General features: G+C 66.6%; 13 protein-coding genes. All 13 read left to right on the top strand.

Features of this window, described 5'->3' with window-relative positions; translation table 11 throughout:
- Window position 1: 1 nt before the first annotated feature.
- The 13 genes from sdhA to AAFN46_RS05990 all read left to right on the top strand — a co-directional run bounded on the left by sdhA (window position 2) and on the right by AAFN46_RS05990 (window position 17,588).
- A complete protein-coding gene (sdhA, locus tag AAFN46_RS06050) occupies window positions 2-1,774 on the top strand; it encodes a succinate dehydrogenase flavoprotein subunit (protein WP_347807790.1) in 1,773 nt (590 codons plus the stop codon).
- Window positions 1,775-1,785: 11 nt separating this feature from the next.
- Window positions 1,786-2,505: a succinate dehydrogenase iron-sulfur subunit gene (locus AAFN46_RS06045; protein WP_347807789.1), complete on the top strand. Its 720-nt coding sequence runs from the start codon at window positions 1,786-1,788 to the stop codon at window positions 2,503-2,505.
- A 244-nt stretch (window positions 2,506-2,749) separates the two neighbouring features.
- Window positions 2,750-5,581, top strand: a complete 2,832-nt coding sequence (locus tag AAFN46_RS06040; protein WP_347807788.1) for a 2-oxoglutarate dehydrogenase E1 component — start codon at window positions 2,750-2,752, stop codon at window positions 5,579-5,581.
- A gap of 72 nt (window positions 5,582-5,653) precedes the next feature.
- Entirely contained in the window at window positions 5,654-6,856 is a 1,203-nt protein-coding gene (gene odhB, locus AAFN46_RS06035; RefSeq protein ID WP_347807787.1) for a 2-oxoglutarate dehydrogenase complex dihydrolipoyllysine-residue succinyltransferase, read from the top strand.
- 66 nt (window positions 6,857-6,922) lie between these two features.
- The gene (gene lpdA, locus AAFN46_RS06030; RefSeq protein WP_347807786.1) at window positions 6,923-8,359 is read left to right on the top strand and encodes a dihydrolipoyl dehydrogenase; all 1,437 of its coding nucleotides are present in this window, start codon (window positions 6,923-6,925) and stop codon (window positions 8,357-8,359) included.
- Window positions 8,360-8,550: 191 nt separating this feature from the next.
- Window positions 8,551-9,717 (top strand): ADP-forming succinate--CoA ligase subunit beta, encoded by a 1,167-nt coding sequence (gene sucC / locus AAFN46_RS06025; protein WP_347807785.1) that lies wholly within the window; start codon window positions 8,551-8,553, stop codon window positions 9,715-9,717.
- Window positions 9,717-10,604: a succinate--CoA ligase subunit alpha gene (gene sucD, locus AAFN46_RS06020; protein ID WP_347807784.1), complete on the top strand. Its 888-nt coding sequence runs from the start codon at window positions 9,717-9,719 to the stop codon at window positions 10,602-10,604. The genes sucC and sucD overlap by 1 nt, the downstream gene beginning before the upstream one ends.
- 140 nt (window positions 10,605-10,744) lie before the next feature.
- Entirely contained in the window at window positions 10,745-12,706 is a 1,962-nt protein-coding gene (locus AAFN46_RS06015) for a methyl-accepting chemotaxis protein (RefSeq protein ID WP_347807783.1), read from the top strand.
- Between the two features lie 231 nt (window positions 12,707-12,937).
- Window positions 12,938-14,251 carry a branched-chain amino acid transport system II carrier protein gene (gene brnQ, locus AAFN46_RS06010; protein ID WP_347807782.1) on the top strand — a complete coding sequence of 438 codons (1,314 nt, stop codon included), beginning with the start codon at window positions 12,938-12,940 and terminating at the stop codon, window positions 14,249-14,251.
- A gap of 155 nt (window positions 14,252-14,406) precedes the next feature.
- A complete protein-coding gene (locus AAFN46_RS06005) occupies window positions 14,407-15,213 on the top strand; it encodes an alpha/beta hydrolase (protein WP_347807781.1) in 807 nt (268 codons plus the stop codon).
- Window positions 15,210-16,073 (top strand): alpha/beta hydrolase, encoded by an 864-nt coding sequence (locus AAFN46_RS06000; RefSeq protein WP_347807780.1) that lies wholly within the window; start codon window positions 15,210-15,212, stop codon window positions 16,071-16,073. Before AAFN46_RS06005 ends, AAFN46_RS06000 begins: the two co-directional genes overlap by 4 nt.
- 49 nt (window positions 16,074-16,122) lie before the next feature.
- Window positions 16,123-16,776, top strand: a complete 654-nt coding sequence (locus AAFN46_RS05995; RefSeq protein WP_347807779.1) for a glutathione S-transferase N-terminal domain-containing protein — start codon at window positions 16,123-16,125, stop codon at window positions 16,774-16,776.
- Window positions 16,777-16,784: 8 nt separating this feature from the next.
- Window positions 16,785-17,588: a DUF4892 domain-containing protein gene (locus AAFN46_RS05990; protein ID WP_347807778.1), complete on the top strand. Its 804-nt coding sequence runs from the start codon at window positions 16,785-16,787 to the stop codon at window positions 17,586-17,588.
- Window positions 17,589-17,613 lie beyond the last annotated feature (25 nt).

Raw genomic sequence — 17,613 nt, 5'->3', positions numbered from 1 at the left:
CATGTCTAGCATTCGTACTCTTTCCTATGACGCCATCATCGTCGGTGGCGGCGGTGCTGGCATGCGTGCCGCGCTGCAACTGGCCCAGGGTGGCCACAAGACTGCGGTAGTCACCAAGGTCTTCCCGACTCGTTCGCATACCGTGTCCGCCCAGGGCGGCATCACCTGCGCCATCGCCTCGGCCGACCCGAACGACGATTGGCGCTGGCACATGTACGACACCGTCAAGGGCTCCGACTACATCGGTGACCAGGACGCCATCGAATACATGTGCTCCGTCGGCCCGGAAGCCGTGTTCGAGCTCGAGCACATGGGCCTGCCGTTCTCCCGCACCGAGCAGGGTCGCATCTACCAGCGTCCGTTCGGCGGCCAGTCCAAGGGGCCGGACAATCCGACCCAGGCGGCCCGTACCTGCGCCGCGGCCGACCGTACCGGTCATGCCCTGCTGCACACCCTGTACCAGGCCAACCTGAAGGCCGGCACCTCGTTCCTCAACGAGTGGTACGCCGTCGACCTGGTGAAGAACCAGGACGGCGCCGTGGTCGGCATCATCGCCATCTGCATCGAGACCGGCGAGACCGTCTACATCCGCTCCAAGGCCGTTGTTCTTGCCACTGGCGGTGCCGGTCGTATCTACGCCTCCACCACCAACGCCCTGATCAACACCGGTGACGGCGTGGGCATGGCCCTGCGTGCCGGCGTGCCGGTGCAGGACATCGAGATGTGGCAGTTCCACCCGACCGGCATCGCCGGCGCCGGTGTGCTGGTCACCGAGGGCTGCCGCGGCGAGGGTGGCTACCTGATCAACGCCCACGGCGAGCGCTTCATGGAACGTTACGCGCCGAACGCCAAGGACCTGGCCGGTCGCGACGTGGTCGCCCGCTCCATGGTCAAGGAAGTGATCGCCGGCAACGGCTGTGGCCCGAACAAGGACCACGTGCTGCTGAAGCTCGATCACCTCGGCGAGGAAGTGCTGCACAGCCGCCTGCCGGGCATCTGCGAACTGTCCAAGACCTTCGCCCACGTCGACCCGGTGGTCGCGCCGGTTCCGGTCATCCCGACCTGCCACTACATGATGGGTGGCGTGGCCACCAACATCCATGGCCAGGCCATCACCCAGGACGCCAACGGCAACGACAAGATCGTCGAAGGCCTGTTCGCCGTGGGCGAAGTGGCCTGCGTATCGGTGCACGGCGCCAACCGTCTGGGCGGCAACTCGCTGCTCGACCTGGTGGTATTCGGCCGCGCCGCCGGTCTGCACCTGGAAAAAGCGCTGAAGGAAGGCGTGGAAGTCCGTGGTGCCAGCGAGACCGACATCGAGGCTTCGCTCAAGCGCCTGTCCGGTGTCAACGAGCGCAGCAGCGGCGAAGAAGTCGCCCCGCTCAAGCGCGAGCTGCAGCAGTGCATGCAGAACTACTTCGGTGTATTCCGTACCGGCGAATACATGAAGAAGGGCATCGCCCAGCTGGCCGATCTGCGCGAGCGCATCGCCAACGTCAAGATCTCCGACAAGAGCCAGGCCTTCAACACCGCGCGCATCGAGGCGCTGGAGCTGCAGAACCTGCTGGAAGTGGCCGAGGCCACTGCCATCGCCGCCGATACCCGTACCGAGTCCCGTGGCGCCCACGCCCGCGAAGACTTCGAGGATCGCGACGACGAGAACTGGCTGTGCCACTCCCTGTACTTCCCGGGTGACAAGCGCGTGTCCAAGCGCGCCGTCAACTTCGCGCCGAAGACCGTTCCGGCGTTCGAACCCAAAGTACGTACTTATTAAGGGTGGCCACCATGTCTCTTGGTAACACTTTGCAAGTCAGCGTTTATCGCTACAACCCGGAAAAAGACGTCGCGCCGTTCATGCAGGACTTCCAGGTACAGATCGACGGCAAGGACCTGATGGTTCTCGACGTGCTGGCCCTGATCAAGGAACAGGACGAAGGCTTCTCCTACCGTCGCTCCTGCCGCGAAGGCGTGTGCGGTTCCGACGGCATGAACATCAGCGGCAAGAACGGCTTGGCCTGCATCACCCCGCTGTCCAGTGTGGTGAAGGGCAACAAGCTGGTGATCCGTCCGCTGCCGGGTCTGCCGGTCATTCGTGACCTGGTCGTCGACATGAGCATCTTCTACAAGCAATACGAGAAGGTGCAGCCGTTCCTGCAGAATGACACGCCGGCCCCGGCCATCGAGCGTCTGCAGAGCCCGGAAGAGCGCGAGAAGCTGGACGGCCTGTACGAGTGCATCCTGTGCGCGTGCTGCTCCACCAGCTGCCCGTCGTTCTGGTGGAACCCGGACAAGTTCCTCGGTCCCGCCGCGCTGCTGCAGGCCTACCGCTTCCTGGCCGACAGCCGCGACACCAAGACCGCCGAGCGTCTGGCGTCCCTGGACGATCCGTTCAGCGTGTTCCGCTGCCGCGGCATCATGAACTGCGTCAACGTCTGCCCGAAAGGCCTGAACCCGACCAAGGCCATCGGTCACGTGCGCAACATGCTGCTGCAGAGCGGTACCTGATCCGGCTGTAAACGCAATACCTGCGCCGGCGGAGCGATCCGCCGGCGCAGCAAAGACCAGAGCCCCAGCCCACAAAGCCGGGGTTCGTACTTGAAAGAAAATGACGACCAGCAGGGGCATCCGGGCTGGTGCCCGGACTATCTGCGGGATCCGTAGTGGCTTACCGAGTCGCTGCCTGAGGACTTCGAATGAGCAAGCTGCGGCCTCCACGCCGGTGGTGTCCCCTTACCGAGGGTGACCAAGCATGCAAGAAAGCGTGATGCAGCGCATGTGGGAAAGCGCCCACCTATCCGGTGGTAACGCGGCCTACGTGGAGGAGCTCTACGAGCTCTACCTGCACGATCCCAACGCTGTGCCAGAAGAGTGGCGCACTTACTTCCAGAAGTTGCCGGCCGACGGCAACCCCGCCACCGATGTCTCGCACTCCACCGTACGCGACCAGTTCGTGCTGCTGGCCAAGAACCAGCGCCGCGCGCAACCGGTTTCCGCCGGTAGCGTCAGCAGCGAGCACGAGAAGAAGCAGGTGGAAGTCCTGCGTCTGGTACAGGCCTATCGCATGCGCGGCCATCAGGCGTCGCAGCTCGACCCGCTGGGGCTGTGGCAGCGCCCGGTGCCGGCCGACCTGGCGGTCAACCACTATGGTCTGACCGACGCCGACCTCGACACCACCTTCCGTACCGGTGAGCTTTACATCGGCAAGGAGGAGGCGACTCTACGGGAAATCCACGAGGCGCTGCAGCAGACATATTGTCGCACCATCGGCGCCGAGTTCACCCACATCGTCGACTCCGAGCAGCGCAAGTGGTTCCAGCAGCGCCTGGAGAGCGTGCGCGGCCGCCCGGCCTATTCGCCCGAGGTGCAGGGCCACCTGCTCGAGCGTCTGACCGCCGCCGAGGGCCTGGAGAAGTACCTGGGCACCAAATACCCGGGCACCAAGCGCTTCGGCCTGGAGGGCGGCGAGAGCCTGATCCCGCTGCTGGACGAGATCATCCAGCGTTCCGGCTCCTATGGCACCCAGGAAATCGTCATCGGCATGGCCCACCGCGGCCGCCTCAACGTGCTGGTCAACACCTTCGGCAAGAACCCGCGTGACCTGTTCGACGAGTTCGAGGGCAAGCAGGTCGAAGGCCTGTCCTCCGGCGACGTGAAGTACCACCAGGGCTTCTCCTCCAACGTCATGACTCCGGGCGGCGAAGTGCACCTGGCGCTGGCGTTCAACCCCTCGCACCTGGAGATCGTCTCCCCGGTGGTCGAGGGCTCGGTGCGTGCCCGTCAGGACCGTCGCAGCGACGTTACCGGCGACAAGGTGCTGCCGATCTCCATCCACGGCGACGCGGCCTTCGCCGGCCAGGGCGTGGTCATGGAAACCTTCCAGATGTCGCAGACCCGGGCCTACAAGACCGGCGGCACCATCCACATCGTGATCAACAATCAGGTCGGCTTCACCACCAGCCGTGCGGAAGACTCGCGCTCCACCGAGTACTGCACCGACGTGGCGAAGATGATCCAGGCGCCGATCTTCCACGTGAACGGCGACGATCCGGAGGCCGTGCTGTTCGTCACCCAGCTGGCCGTCGACTACCGCATGCAGTTCAAGCGCGACGTGGTCATCGACCTGGTCTGCTACCGTCGCCGCGGCCACAACGAGGCCGACGAGCCCTCCGGCACCCAGCCGCTGATGTACCAGCAGATCGCCAAGCAGCGCACCACTCGTGAGCTGTACGCCGACAGCCTGGTGCAGGCCGGCCGCATCGCCGAGGACGCGGTCAAGGCCCGCATCGAGGACTACCGCAACGCGCTGGACAACGGCCAGCACGTGGTCAAGAGCCTGGTCAAGGAGCCGAACAAGGAGCTGTTCGTCGACTGGAAGCCCTACCTGGGCCACGCCTGGACCGCGCGCCACGATACCCGCTTCGAGCTGAAGACCCTGCAGGACCTGGCCAACAAGCTGCTGGAGATTCCCGAAGGCTTCGTGCTGCAGCGCCAGGTCGCCAAGGTGATGGAAGACCGCGCCAAGATGACCGCCGGCGCCATGCCGATCAACTGGGGCTACGCCGAGAACCTGGCCTACGCCACCCTGCTGTTCGAAGGCCATCCGGTGCGCATGACCGGCCAGGACGTCGGCCGCGGCACCTTCTCGCACCGCCATGCGGCGCTGCACAACCAGAAGGACGCGACCACCTACCTGCCGCTGCAGAACCTCTACGAAGGCCAGCCGCGCTTCCAGCTGTTCGACTCCTTCCTCTCGGAAGAGGCGGTACTGGCGTTCGAGTACGGCTATGCCACCACCATGCCCAATGCGCTGGTGATCTGGGAGGCCCAGTTCGGCGACTTCGCCAACGGCGCCCAGGTGGTGTTCGACCAGTTCATCTCCAGCGGCGAGCACAAGTGGGGCCGTCTGTGCGGCCTGACCATGCTGCTGCCGCACGGCTACGAAGGGCAGGGCCCGGAGCACAGCTCTGCGCGTCTGGAGCGCTTCCTGCAACTGTGCGCCGAGCACAACATGCAGGTCTGCGTGCCGACCACTCCGGCGCAGATCTACCATCTGCTGCGCCGTCAGGTGATCCGTCCGCTGCGCAAGCCGCTGGTGGTGATGTCGCCGAAGTCGCTGCTGCGCCACCCGCTGGCCATCTCGACCCTGGAGGAACTGGCCGAGGGCTCGTTCCAGACCGTCATCGGCGAGATCGACCAGCACGACCCGAAGAAGGTCGAGCGCGTCATCCTGTGCAGCGGCAAGGTCTACTACGACCTGCTGGCCAAGCGTCGCAACGAGGGCCGCGAGGACATCGCCATCGTGCGTATCGAGCAGCTCTATCCGTTCCCGGAAGACGATCTGGCCGAGGCGCTGGCGCCGTACAAGAACCTCAAGCACATCGTCTGGTGCCAGGAAGAGCCGATGAACCAGGGCGCCTGGTACTGCAGCCAGCACCACATGCGTCGCGTCGCATCCGCGCACAAGAAGGCTCTGTTCCTCGAGTACGCCGGTCGCGAGGGTTCGGCTGCGCCGGCCTGCGGCTACGCCTCGATGCACGCCGAGCAGCAGGAAAAACTGCTGAACGACGCCTTTACTGTCTAACGCCTTCGCGCATTGGGGTGGCGGCATGGGCCGCCACCTCCCGAAGAAACCGAATTTAAGGAAACACACACAATGGCTATCGAGATCAAAGCCCCAACCTTCCCGGAATCGGTTGCCGACGGCACCGTCGCCACCTGGCACAAGAAGCCGGGCGATGCGGTCAAGCGCGATGAGCTGATCGTCGACATCGAAACCGACAAGGTGGTGATGGAAGTACTCGCCGAAGCCGACGGCGTACTCGCCGAAATCGTCAAGAACGAGGGCGACACCGTGCTCTCCGGCGAGCTGCTGGGCCGCCTGGGCGCCGCCGGTGCCGCCGTCGCCGCCCCGGCCGCCGCGCCTGCAGCCGCTGCTCCGGCTGCTAGCGCCGATGACGCCATCCTGTCGCCGGCCGCGCGCAAGATCGCCGAGGAGGGCGGCATCGATCCGAACTCCATCGTCGGCACCGGCAAGGGCGGTCGCGTGACCAAGGAAGACGCCGTCGCCGCCGTCGCCGCCAAGAAAGCCGCTCCGGCTCCGGCCGCCAAGCCGGCCGCGCCGGCCGCCGATGCGCCGCTGTTCGCCTCCGGCGATCGCGTCGAGAAGCGCGTGCCGATGACCCGCCTGCGCGCCAAGGTCGCCGAGCGTCTGGTCGAAGCCCAGTCCACCATGGCCCAGCTGACCACCTTCAACGAAGTCGACATGACCGAAGTCATGGCCCTGCGTTCGAAGTACAAGGACCTGTTCGAGAAGACCCACAACGGCGTGCGCCTGGGCTTCATGTCCTTCTTCGTCAAGGCCGCCGTCGAGGCGCTGAAGCGTCTGCCGGCGGTCAACGCCTCGATCGACGGCAACGACATCGTCTACCACGGCTACCAGGACATCGGCGTGGCCGTCTCCAGCGACCGTGGCCTGGTGGTACCGGTGCTGCGCAACGCCGAGCTGATGAGCCTGGCCGAGATCGAGAGCGGCATCGCCACCTTCGGCAAGAAGGCGCGTGAGGGCAAACTGTCGATCGAAGAAATGACCGGCGGCACCTTCACCATCACCAACGGCGGTACTTTCGGCTCGATGATGTCGACCCCGATCGTCAACCCGCCGCAAGCGGCCATCCTCGGCATGCACAACATCATCCAGCGGCCGATGGCCATCAACGGCCAGGTGGTGATCCGCCCGATGATGTACCTGGCGTTGTCCTACGACCACCGCCTGATCGATGGTAAGGAAGCCGTGACCTTCCTGGTAACCATCAAGAACTTGCTGGAAGACCCGGCGCGTCTGCTGCTGGACATCTAAAAGCCAGTTTCTCCAACGGCGGCCCTGTCTACGGGGCCGTCCGGTTTATCTGAGAAGGAATACGTTATGACCCAGAAATTCGACGTGGTAGTCATCGGTGCCGGCCCCGGCGGTTATGTCGCCGCCATCAAGGCAGCTCAGCTCGGCCTGAAGACCGCCTGCATCGAGAAGTACCAGGACAAGGACGGCAAGGTCGCCCTGGGCGGCACCTGCCTGAACGTCGGCTGCATCCCGTCCAAGGCGCTGCTGGACAGCTCCTACAAGTACCACGAGGCCCACGAGGGCTTCAAAGTGCACGGCATCGAGGCCAAGGGCGTCACCATCGACGTGCCGCAGATGGTCGCGCGCAAGAACGGCATCATCAAGAACCTGACCGGCGGCGTCGCCGGCCTGTTCAAGTCCAACGGCGTCACCCTGATCGAAGGTCACGGCAAACTGCTGGCCGGCAAGAAGGTGGAAGTCACCGGTCTGGACGGCAAGACCCAGGTGGTCGAGGCCGAGAACGTGATCCTCGCTTCCGGCTCCCGTCCGGTCGACATCCCGCCGGCCCCGGTCGATCAGGACGTGATCGTCGACTCCACCGGCGCCCTGGAATTCCAGGCCGTGCCGAAGAAGCTGGGCGTCATCGGCGCCGGCGTCATCGGCCTTGAGCTGGGCTCGGTATGGGCCCGCCTGGGCGCCGAAGTGACCGTGCTGGAGGCCATGGACAAGTTCCTCGCCAGCGCCGACGAGCAGATCTCCAAGGAAGCCCTGAAGATCCTCGGCAAGCAGGGCCTGGACATCCGCCTGAGCGCCCGCGTGACCGGCAGCGAAGTGAAGAAGAAGCAGGTCACCGTGACCTTCTCCGACGCCAACGGCGAGCAGAAGCTGACCTTCGACAAGCTGATCGTCGCCGTCGGCCGTCGCCCGGTGACCACCGACCTGCTGGCCGCCGACAGCGGCGTGACCCTGGACGAGCGTGGCTTCATCTTCGTCAACGACCAGTGCGAAACCAGCGTGCCGGGCGTGTACGCCATCGGCGACGTGGTGCGCGGCGCGATGCTGGCGCACAAGGCCTCGGAAGAGGGCGTGATGGTCGCCGAGCGCATCAAGGGCCACAAGGCCCAGATGAACTATGACCTGATCCCGTCGGTGATCTACACCCACCCGGAAATCGCCTGGGTCGGCAAGACCGAGCAGCAGCTCAAGGCCGAGGGCGTGGCGATCAACGTCGGTACCTTCCCGTTCGCCGCCAGCGGCCGCGCCATGGCCGCCAACGACACCGCCGGCCTGGTCAAGGTCATCGCCGATGCCGAGACCGACCGCGTGCTGGGCGTGCATGTGATCGGCCCGAGCGCCGCCGAGCTGGTTCAGCAGGGCGCCATCGGCATGGAGTTCGGCACCAGCGCCGAAGACCTCGGCATGATGGTGTTCTCGCACCCGACTCTGTCCGAAGCGCTGCACGAAGCGGCTCTGGCGGTGAATGGCCACGCCATCCACATCGCCAATCGCAAGAAGCGTTGAGGCCGAGGCGCGCCCCGCTGTGGCGGGGCGCCCGCTAGCAGAAAAAACCACGGCGGGCGGCCCGTGGCGGCTCGCAAGGGCCAGTCGCAGGAATGCCCGTCGGACTGCTAACCAGAGCAGTCACAGGTGGCGCGGCGCCATGAGCGCAGCGCCGAAATGCGCAATACCTAAACGAAGAACGGTAGACAAGCATGAATCTTCACGAGTATCAGGGTAAGCAGCTGTTCGCTGAGTACGGCCTGCCTGTATCCAAGGGCTTCGCCGTGGACACCCCGGAAGAAGCGGCCGAGGCCTGCGACAAGATCGGTGGCAGCGAGTGGGTTGTCAAAGCCCAGGTGCACGCCGGCGGCCGCGGCAAGGCGGGCGGCGTAAAGCTGGTCAAGAGCAAGGAAGACGCCAAGGCCTTCGCCGCCAACTGGCTGGGCAAGCGTCTGGTGACTTACCAGACTGACGCCAATGGCCAGCCGGTCAGCAAGATCCTGGTCGAGTCCTGCACCGACATCGACAAGGAACTGTACCTCGGCGCCGTCGTCGACCGTTCCAGCCGCCGCATCGTGTTCATGGCTTCCACCGAAGGTGGCGTGGACATCGAGAAAGTAGCCCACGAGACTCCCGAGAAGATCCTCAAGGCCACCGTCGACCCGCTGGTCGGCGCGCAGCCGTACCAGGGCCGCGAGCTGGCCTTCCAGCTGGGCCTGCAGGGCGACCAGATCAAGCAGTTCACCCACATCTTCGTCGGCCTGGCCAAGCTGTTCCAGGACTACGACCTGGCCCTGCTGGAAGTGAACCCGCTGGTGATCAAGAAGGACGGCAACCTGCACTGCCTGGACGCCAAGATCAACATCGACTCCAACGCCATGTACCGTCAGCCCAAGCTGCGCGCCATGCACGACCCGTCCCAGGACGACGCTCGTGAAGCCCATGCGCAGAAGTGGGAGCTGAACTACGTCGCGCTGGAAGGCAACATCGGCTGCATGGTCAACGGTGCCGGCCTGGCCATGGGCACCATGGACATCGTCAACCTGCACGGCGGCAAGCCGGCCAACTTCCTCGACGTCGGCGGTGGCGCGACCAAGGAGCGCGTGACCGAGGCGTTCAAGATCATCCTGTCCGACAGCAACGTGGCTGCCGTTCTGGTGAACATCTTCGGCGGCATCGTTCGCTGCGACATGATTGCCGAAGGCATCATCGGCGCGGTGAAGGAAGTCGGCGTGAAAGTGCCGGTCGTCGTGCGTCTGGAAGGTAACAATGCCGAGCTGGGCGCCAAGGTCCTGGCCGACAGCGGTCTGAACATCATCGCGGCTACCAGCCTCACCGACGCTGCGCAGCAGGTCGTCAAAGCCGCGGAGGGCAAGTAATGAGCGTCCTGATCAACAAAGACACCAAAGTCATCTGCCAGGGCTTCACCGGCTCGCAGGGCACTTTCCACAGCGAACAGGCCATCGCCTACGGCACCAAGATGGTCGGCGGTGTGACCCCCGGTAAGGGCGGCACCACCCACCTGGGCCTGCCGGTGTTCAACACCGTCAAGGAAGCCGTGGAAGCCACAGGCGCCGACGCCTCGGTGATCTACGTTCCGGCCCCGTTCTGCAAGGACTCGATCCTGGAAGCGGCCAATGGCGGCATCAAGCTGATCGTGTGCATCACCGAAGGCATCCCGACCCTGGACATGCTGGAAGCCAAGGTCAAGTGCGACGAGCTGGGCGTACGCCTGATCGGCCCGAACTGCCCGGGCGTGATCACTCCCGGCGAGTGCAAGATCGGCATCATGCCGGGTCACATCCACCTGCCGGGCAAGGTAGGCATCGTGTCGCGTTCCGGCACCCTGACCTATGAAGCCGTGAAGCAGACCACCGACGCCGGCTTCGGCCAGTCCACCTGCGTGGGCATCGGTGGCGACCCGATCCCGGGCTCCAACTTCATCGACATCCTCAAGCTGTTCCAGGAAGACCCGGCGACCGAGGCGATCGTGATGATCGGCGAGATCGGCGGCAGCGCCGAAGAAGAGGCCGCTGCCTTCATCAAGGCCAACGTGACCAAGCCGGTGGTGTCCTACATCGCCGGTGTCACCGCGCCGCCCGGCAAGCGCATGGGCCATGCCGGTGCCATCATCTCCGGTGGCAAGGGCACCGCGGACGAGAAGTTCGCCGCCCTGCAGGACGCCGGTGTGAAGACCGTGCGTTCCCTGGCCGACATCGGCAAGGCCCTGGCCGAGCTGACCGGCTGGCAAGCCAAGAACGCCTAAGGCGCGCTTGAGTCTGGAAGGAGGCCACCTACGGGTGGCCTTTTTCTTTTCTAGACTTCAAGAATCCAGGCCCACGGGCCGACAAAGAATCTGCGGCACCTGCCGCCGCTCTTCGCCAAGGCCTCAGAGGGAGTTCGCGCATGCAGTGGTTCGCCGACCTGCGCATCGCCTACAAGACCGCCATAGTCCCGGCCGTGCTCTGCTCGTTGCTGATCGTGCTCGGCGTGGTGTCCAGCCTGTCGCTGCGCAATGTGGCCAGCAGCCTGCAGGTGGTCACCCGTGATTTCGGCCCGAGTCTGGATCAGCTGGCACAGCTGGCGGACGGCATGGCGCGCCTGCAGCTCGCGGTGCGCCTGTATGCCCGCAGCGGCGATGCCGCCGCCGAGCAGCAGGTCGCCGAGCTGGAGAGGCGCCTGCAGGCTCTGCAGCAGGGCACTGCCGAGCGCCTGCACGATCCGCAGCACCTGCGCCTGCTGGGGGAGGTCGAGCAGGCGCGTAGCGAGTACAGCCAGCTGTTCCGCGATCAGCTGGTGCCGCTCAGCCGGCAGCGCCAAAGCCTGGTCAGCGGTGAGTTGGGGCAGCACGGCCCGGCCATCGAGAAGGCCCTGACCTCGGTGCTGGAGAATGCCCAGCAGGACTTCAACCTGGACGCCGTGTTCTATTCCAGCGCCGCCATGCGCCATCTACTGCTCGGCAGCCAGTATTTCTACCAGTACCTGCAGGAGAATCAGGAGGAGCAGGCCAAGGCCTACGAGCGCGAGCTGGGCTTCGCCAAGAGCAGCATGAGCGTGCTGCATGAGCGCACCAGTAGCCAGAGCACCAAGGACAAGCTGGCCGGTGCGCTGCAGAGCCTGGAGCTGTACAAGGTGGCGGCGGACAAGGCGGTGCAGCTGGTGCGGGCACGCAATGCGACGCTGCAGGCGATGGACCGCATCGAGCCGAAGATCGCCGAGCGGACCGGCGAGCTGCAGGTCAGCATCATGGCGGCGATGAGCGAGGCCGGGGAGACGGTCGAGCACAGCGTGGCACAGGTCAACCGCCTGCAGGGGGGGCTGGTGCTGGCGGCGCTGCTGTTCGGCGGTCTGGTGGCCTACGGCGTGGGCCGCTCGCTGGTGACCTCGATCGGCAGGATCAACCTGATGCTCAAGGACATCGCCGAAGGCGAGGGCGACCTGACCCGCCGCCTGCCGGTTCAGGGGCGCGACGACCTGGGCCTGCTGGCCGCCAGCTTCAACACCTTCGTCGAGAAGATTCGCCACACCATGACCGAGGTCTCGGGCGCTTCCGCCACGCTCGAGCGCGAGGCCGAGCAGTTGCAGGCCTCGGCCGAGTCGGCCCACCGCGATGTCGAGCAGCAGCGCGACGAGAGCCGCCAGACCGCGTCTGCCATGACCGAGATGGCCGCCAGCGCACAGGACATGGCCGGTGCCGCCGAGCATGGCGCCGAGCTGTCGCATCAGACCCTGGCCGCGGCGGAGCATGGCCGGCGCAAGGTCGAGGACAACCGCCAGAGCATGCAGCGCCTGGCGGACAAGGTCGGCCAGCTGGCCGAGGTGGTCGAGTCCCTGCGCAACGACAGCGAGCGCATCGGCTCGGTGCTGGGGGTGATCCGCGCGATCGCCGAACAGACCAACCTGCTGGCGCTGAATGCCGCCATCGAGGCGGCGCGGGCCGGCGAGCAGGGCCGGGGCTTCGCCGTGGTGGCCGACGAGGTGCGTTCGCTGGCGCAGCGCACCCAGCAGTCCACCGAGGAGATCCAGGAAATCATCCAGACACTGCAGCAACGCATGCGCTCGGCCACCGACACCATGGGCGAGAGCCAGGCGGCGGCGCGCCTGGCGGGGCAGGGCGCGGAGCAGGCGAGCTCGGCGCTGGCGGAGATCGCCGCGGCGGTCGCCACCATCGACCAGACCATCCAGCAGATCGCCGCTGCGGCGGCGGAGCAGGCCAAGGTCGCCGACACGGTGGGCGCCAGCGCGGTGCGGGCCAACGATGTCAGCGCCCATACCTTCACCACCGTCGAGCAGACCCGCGCCACGGCCGCCAACATCAAGCGTCTGGAGGACCGGCTGAGCCGGCTGATCGCCCAGTTCCGCGTGTGAGCTCGGATCGCTTACAGATTTGCGACATCCGCTTGCCCGCGGTCGACCAGCCGACCGCCCCGAGTCGCCCTGTCGGGGCCTATCCATTAAGGTGGCCGCGCCTCGGCGCCCGCTACCCACAAGGAGCGGCTGCCGTCCTCGCGGTCTCTTCCCACCCGGAGAGATGACGCTCACCGAACCTCAAGGCGAGCCCCCTCGATTTCCGAACACCTGCCTGTGGTAACGCTCCCTATGACTCGCTTGAAAAGCCTCGACCTCCTGGCCCTGGGCTTCATGACCTTTGCCCTGTTCCTGGGCGCCGGCAACATCATCTTCCCGCCCAGCGCCGGCATGGCCGCGGGCGACAACGTCTGGTCCGCCGCCTTCGGCTTCCTCATCACCGGCGTCGGCCTGCCGCTGCTCACGGTGGTGGCCCTAGCCCGCGTCGGTGGCGGCATGAACGAGCTGACCGCGCCGCTCGGCCGGCATGCCGGCACCCTGCTGGCGGTGGCCGTGTACCTGGCCATCGGTCCGCTGTTCGCCACCCCGCGCACCGCCGTGGTGTCGTTCGAGATGGGCGTGGCGCCCTTCGCCGGCAACGAGCCGCTGCCGCTGGCCCTGTACAGCGTCGCCTACTTCGTCGCGGTGCTGCTGCTCGCCCTCAACCCGGGCAAGCTGGTCGACAGCATCGGCAAGTTCATCACCCCGGTGCTGCTGGCCTCGCTGCTGGTCCTCGGCGGCGCCGCCTTGCTGGCACCGGCCGGTGCGATCGGCGAGGTCAGCGAAAACTACCGCAGCACGCCCTTCGTCCAGGGTTTCCTGCAGGGCTACCTGACCATGGATACCCTGGGCGCGCTGGTGTTCGGCATCGTCATCGCCACCGCGATCAAGGACCGCGGCGTCCGCGACGGCGCGCTGATCACCCGCTACTCGGTGGTGGCCGGGGTCATCGCCGCCATCGGCCTGTCGCTGGTCTACCTGGCGCTGTTCCAGCTCGGCGCCACCAGCCAGGGCATCGCCGGCGATGCGCAGAACGGCGTGCAGATCCTCACCACCTATGTGCAGCACACTTTCGGCCTGTACGGCAGCCTGCTGCTGGCGGTGGTCATCACCCTGGCCTGCCTGACCACCGCCGTCGGCCTGCTGACCGCCTGCGGCGAGTACTTCAGCAAGCTGCTGCCGGTCTCCTACCGAGGCGTGGTGCTGGTCTTCGGCCTGTTCAGCCTGCTGGTGGCCAACCAGGGCCTGACCCAGCTGATCAGCGTGTCGGTGCCGGTGCTGGTCGGCCTCTATCCGCTGGCCATAGTGCTGGTCGCCCTGAGCCTGCTGAGCGGTCTGTGGTGCTCGGCGCAGCGGGTATTCGTGCCGACCATGGCGGTGACCCTGGTCTTCGGCCTGGCCGATGCGCTGAATGCTGCCGGCCTCAAGGGCCTGGTGCCGAGCGCCTTCGCCCAGTTGCCGCTGGCCGCCGAGGGGCTCGGCTGGCTGCTGCCGGTGGCGCTGACCCTGCTGGTCGCGGCGGTGTTCGATCGTCTGCGCGGCGAGCCGGCCCCCCAGCCCGCCTGACCCTCCGACGCAGCCGCGCAAGGCGGCTGCGCACCTCTGCGGCGCGCCTTTTGGCGCGCTGCACCTGCTGTTTGGCGCATCTGGCACCTTCTGCCGATTGCCGCTGAGACGGGGCTGGCCGACAATTCCGGCAATTCATCCGTGGTTGTCGCACTATGTCGCACGCTATCTTTTTCGCTCATGCCAACGGCTTTCCCTCGGCCACCTACGCCAAGCTGTTCGACGCCCTGGCGCCGGACTATCGGGTGCGCCATCTGGAGCAGCACGGGCACGACCCGCGTTTCCCGGTCAACGACAACTGGAACAACCTGGTCGACGAGCTGATCCTGCATCTGCAGCAGGGAGGCGAGCCGGTCTGGGGCGTCGGCCACTCGCTCGGCGGCGTGCTGCACTACCATGCGGCGCTGCGCCATCCGGAGCTGTACCGTGGCGTGGTGATGCTGGATTCGCCGCTGCTGACCGGCGTCGACCGCCTGGTGATTCGCGCCGCCAAGCGCTTCGGCTTCATCGACCGGATCACGCCTGCGGGCAGGACGGTGGGGCGCCGCGAGGCCTTCCGCGACGTCGCCGAGGCGCGCGACTATTTCGCCGGCAAGAGCCTGTTCCGCCGCTTCGACCCGGACTGCCTGGACGCCTACGTGCGCCATGGCCTGCGCGAGGCGGGCGAGGGGCTGCGCCTGCGCTTCGACCCGGCTACCGAGATCAGCATCTACCGCAGCGTGCCGCACACGGTGCCTGGGCGGCCGCAGCAGCTGGCCGTGCCGCTCGCCGTGGTGCGCGGCCGGCACAGCAAGGTGGTGCTGGCGCACCATGCGCGGCAGGTCAACCGGGTGCCCAAGGGCGAGTACCACAGCCTGCCCGGCGGCCACATGTTCCCCCTCGAGCGCCCGCAGGACACCGCGCGCCTGCTGCGCGAGCTGTTCGCCCGCTGGCAGGGCCTGGACCTGGAACGTTCGGCATGAGTCTCAAGGTCGAGGAGATCCGCTTCAGCCTGCCGCACGTCGAACTGGCGGCGCATCTGTTCGGCCCCGAGGACGGCATCCCGGTGATCGCCCTGCATGGCTGGCTGGACAATGCCATGACCTTCGCCCGCCTGGCGCCCAAACTGGAGGGCCTGCGCATCGTCGCCTTGGACTTCCCCGGCCACGGGCATTCCGGGCATTACGCCAGCAATTCCAGCTACAGCATGTGGGAGTACCTGGAGGACGTACTGCTGGTGGCCGAGCAGCTCGGCTGGCAGCGTTTCTCGCTGCTCGGTCACTCGCTCGGCGGTATCGTCTCCACCCTGTTGGCGGCCGCGCTGCCGGAGCGCATCGAGCGCCTGGCGCTGATCGACGGCCTGGTGCCCTACACGGCCGAGGCCGATAGCGCGCCCCAGCGCCTGGGCGATGCGCTGCGCGCGCGCCTGGCGCTGCGCGGCAAGCAGAAGCCGGTCTACCCGGATCTGGACAGAGCCGTGCAGGCGCGCATGAGGGGCGTGGTGGCGGTCAGTCGCGAGGCCGCCGAGCTGCTGGCCCAGCGCGGCCTGGAGCCGGTGCCCGGCGGTTACACCTGGCGCAGCGATATCCGCCTGACTCTGCCTTCGGTGATGCGCCTGACCTTCGCCCATGTCGAGCAGTTCGTCCGCGCCGTGCAGTGCCCGGTCAGCCTGATCCTCGCCGAGGGCGGGCAGATGAGTGTCGAGCCACGGCTGAAGGCCCTGGTCGCCGGCACCGCGTTCGATACCCGCATACTGCCGGGCGGCCATCACCTGCATCTCAACGACGAGGCCGGCGCACAGCAGGTTGCAGACTGTTTCAATCCATTCTTCCGCCGCGCTTGACGCGGCCCCGGCAACTGCCGAGGCTGTGCAGGTCGTATCGGAGATTGCCATGATCGATCTGTACACCGCCGCCACGCCCAACGGGCACAAGGTGTCCATCGCCCTCGAGGAGCTGGGCCTGCCGTACCGGCTGCACGCGCTGTCCTTCGACAAGAAGGAACAGAAGAGTCCCGAGTTCCTGCGCATCAGCCCCAACGGACGCATTCCCGCCATAGTCGACGAGGGTTTCGCCGTGTTCGAGTCCGGCGCCATCCTCCTCTACCTGGCCGAGAAGACCGGCCGCCTGTTGCCGGCGGATGCCAAGGGGCGCTCCCTGGCCATCCAGTGGCTGATGTTCCAGATGGGTGGGGTAGGGCCGATGCAGGGTCAGGCCAACGTGTTCTTCCGTTACTTCCCGGAGAAACTGCAAGGCGCCATCGACCGTTACCAGCACGAGACCCGCCGCCTCTACGAGGTGCTCGACCGCCGCCTGGGCGAGGCCGAGTACCTGGCCGGCGCCTATGGCATCGCCGATATCGCCACCTTTCCCTGGGTGCGCATCCACGACTGGGCCGGTGTCTCGGTCGAGGGGCTGGAGCACCTGCAGCGCTGGTTGGATGCCATCGCCGCCCGCCCGGCGGTACAGCGCGGCCTGCAGGTGCCGCCGCGCCCGCAGGAAGAGTCCGCCTTGGTGAAAACCGCCCAGGGCATGCTGACACGCTAAGGAGCCGCATGCGTCGCCATATTCTGTCGTTCTGCCTGAGCCTGTGCTCGCCCATCCTGATGGCGGCCGATGTTTCCGGCAGCCAGGACCTCGAAGTGCTGAAGCGTTTCCCCCGCGCCGAGATAGTCGACTACCGCGACCTGTCCGATGCGGAGCGGCGCTATCCCCAGGACGGTCTGCGCCGCATCAGCGGCCAGCTGCGCCCCTCCAGCGAGGTACTGGCCGAGGGCCGTCTGCGCGCGCTGACCTATCGCCTGCCCGACGGCCATGCCCCTGTCGAGGCGCTGGCCGCTGCCCGCGGGCAACTGATGGCGCAGGGCGCCGAGCTGCTGTTCTGGTGCGAGGGGCGCGACTGTGGCTCGAGCAGCCTGTTCGCCAACGCCATCTTCGGCAACTCCAAACTCTATGGCCCGGAGGAGCGGCAGAGCTACCTGTTGCTGCGGCTGGCGCCGCCCCAGCAGGACAGCCTGGTGGCGCTCTACGGCATCACCCGCGGCAACCGCCGCGCCTATCTGCACGCCGAACAGCTGGACGCCGGCGCCGCACTGGGCGAGATTCTGCCGGCCGCCGCCACGCTGCTGCGCCAGCTGCGCGACAGCGGCCAGTTGCAGCTGCGTGCGGGCGAGCCCGAGGGTGACTGGGCCGACCTGCTGACGCGCACTCTCAGCCTGGACCGCACCCTGCGGGTACGCTTGAGCGGTGTGTTCGCCGAGCAGTGGCGCGCGGCGCTGGAAGCTCGCGGCGTGCGCGGCAATCGCCTGGAGCTGGGCGAGGGCGATGGCACGGCGCTGCTGGTGCAAGAACTACCCTGAACGCTGATACAGTCGGGCCAGAATG

The sequence above is a fragment of the Pseudomonas sp. CAU 1711 genome (assembly GCF_039888625.1).
Taxonomy (GTDB): domain Bacteria; phylum Pseudomonadota; class Gammaproteobacteria; order Pseudomonadales; family Pseudomonadaceae; genus Aquipseudomonas.
This window is presented reverse-complemented; position numbering and strand designations above follow the sequence as displayed.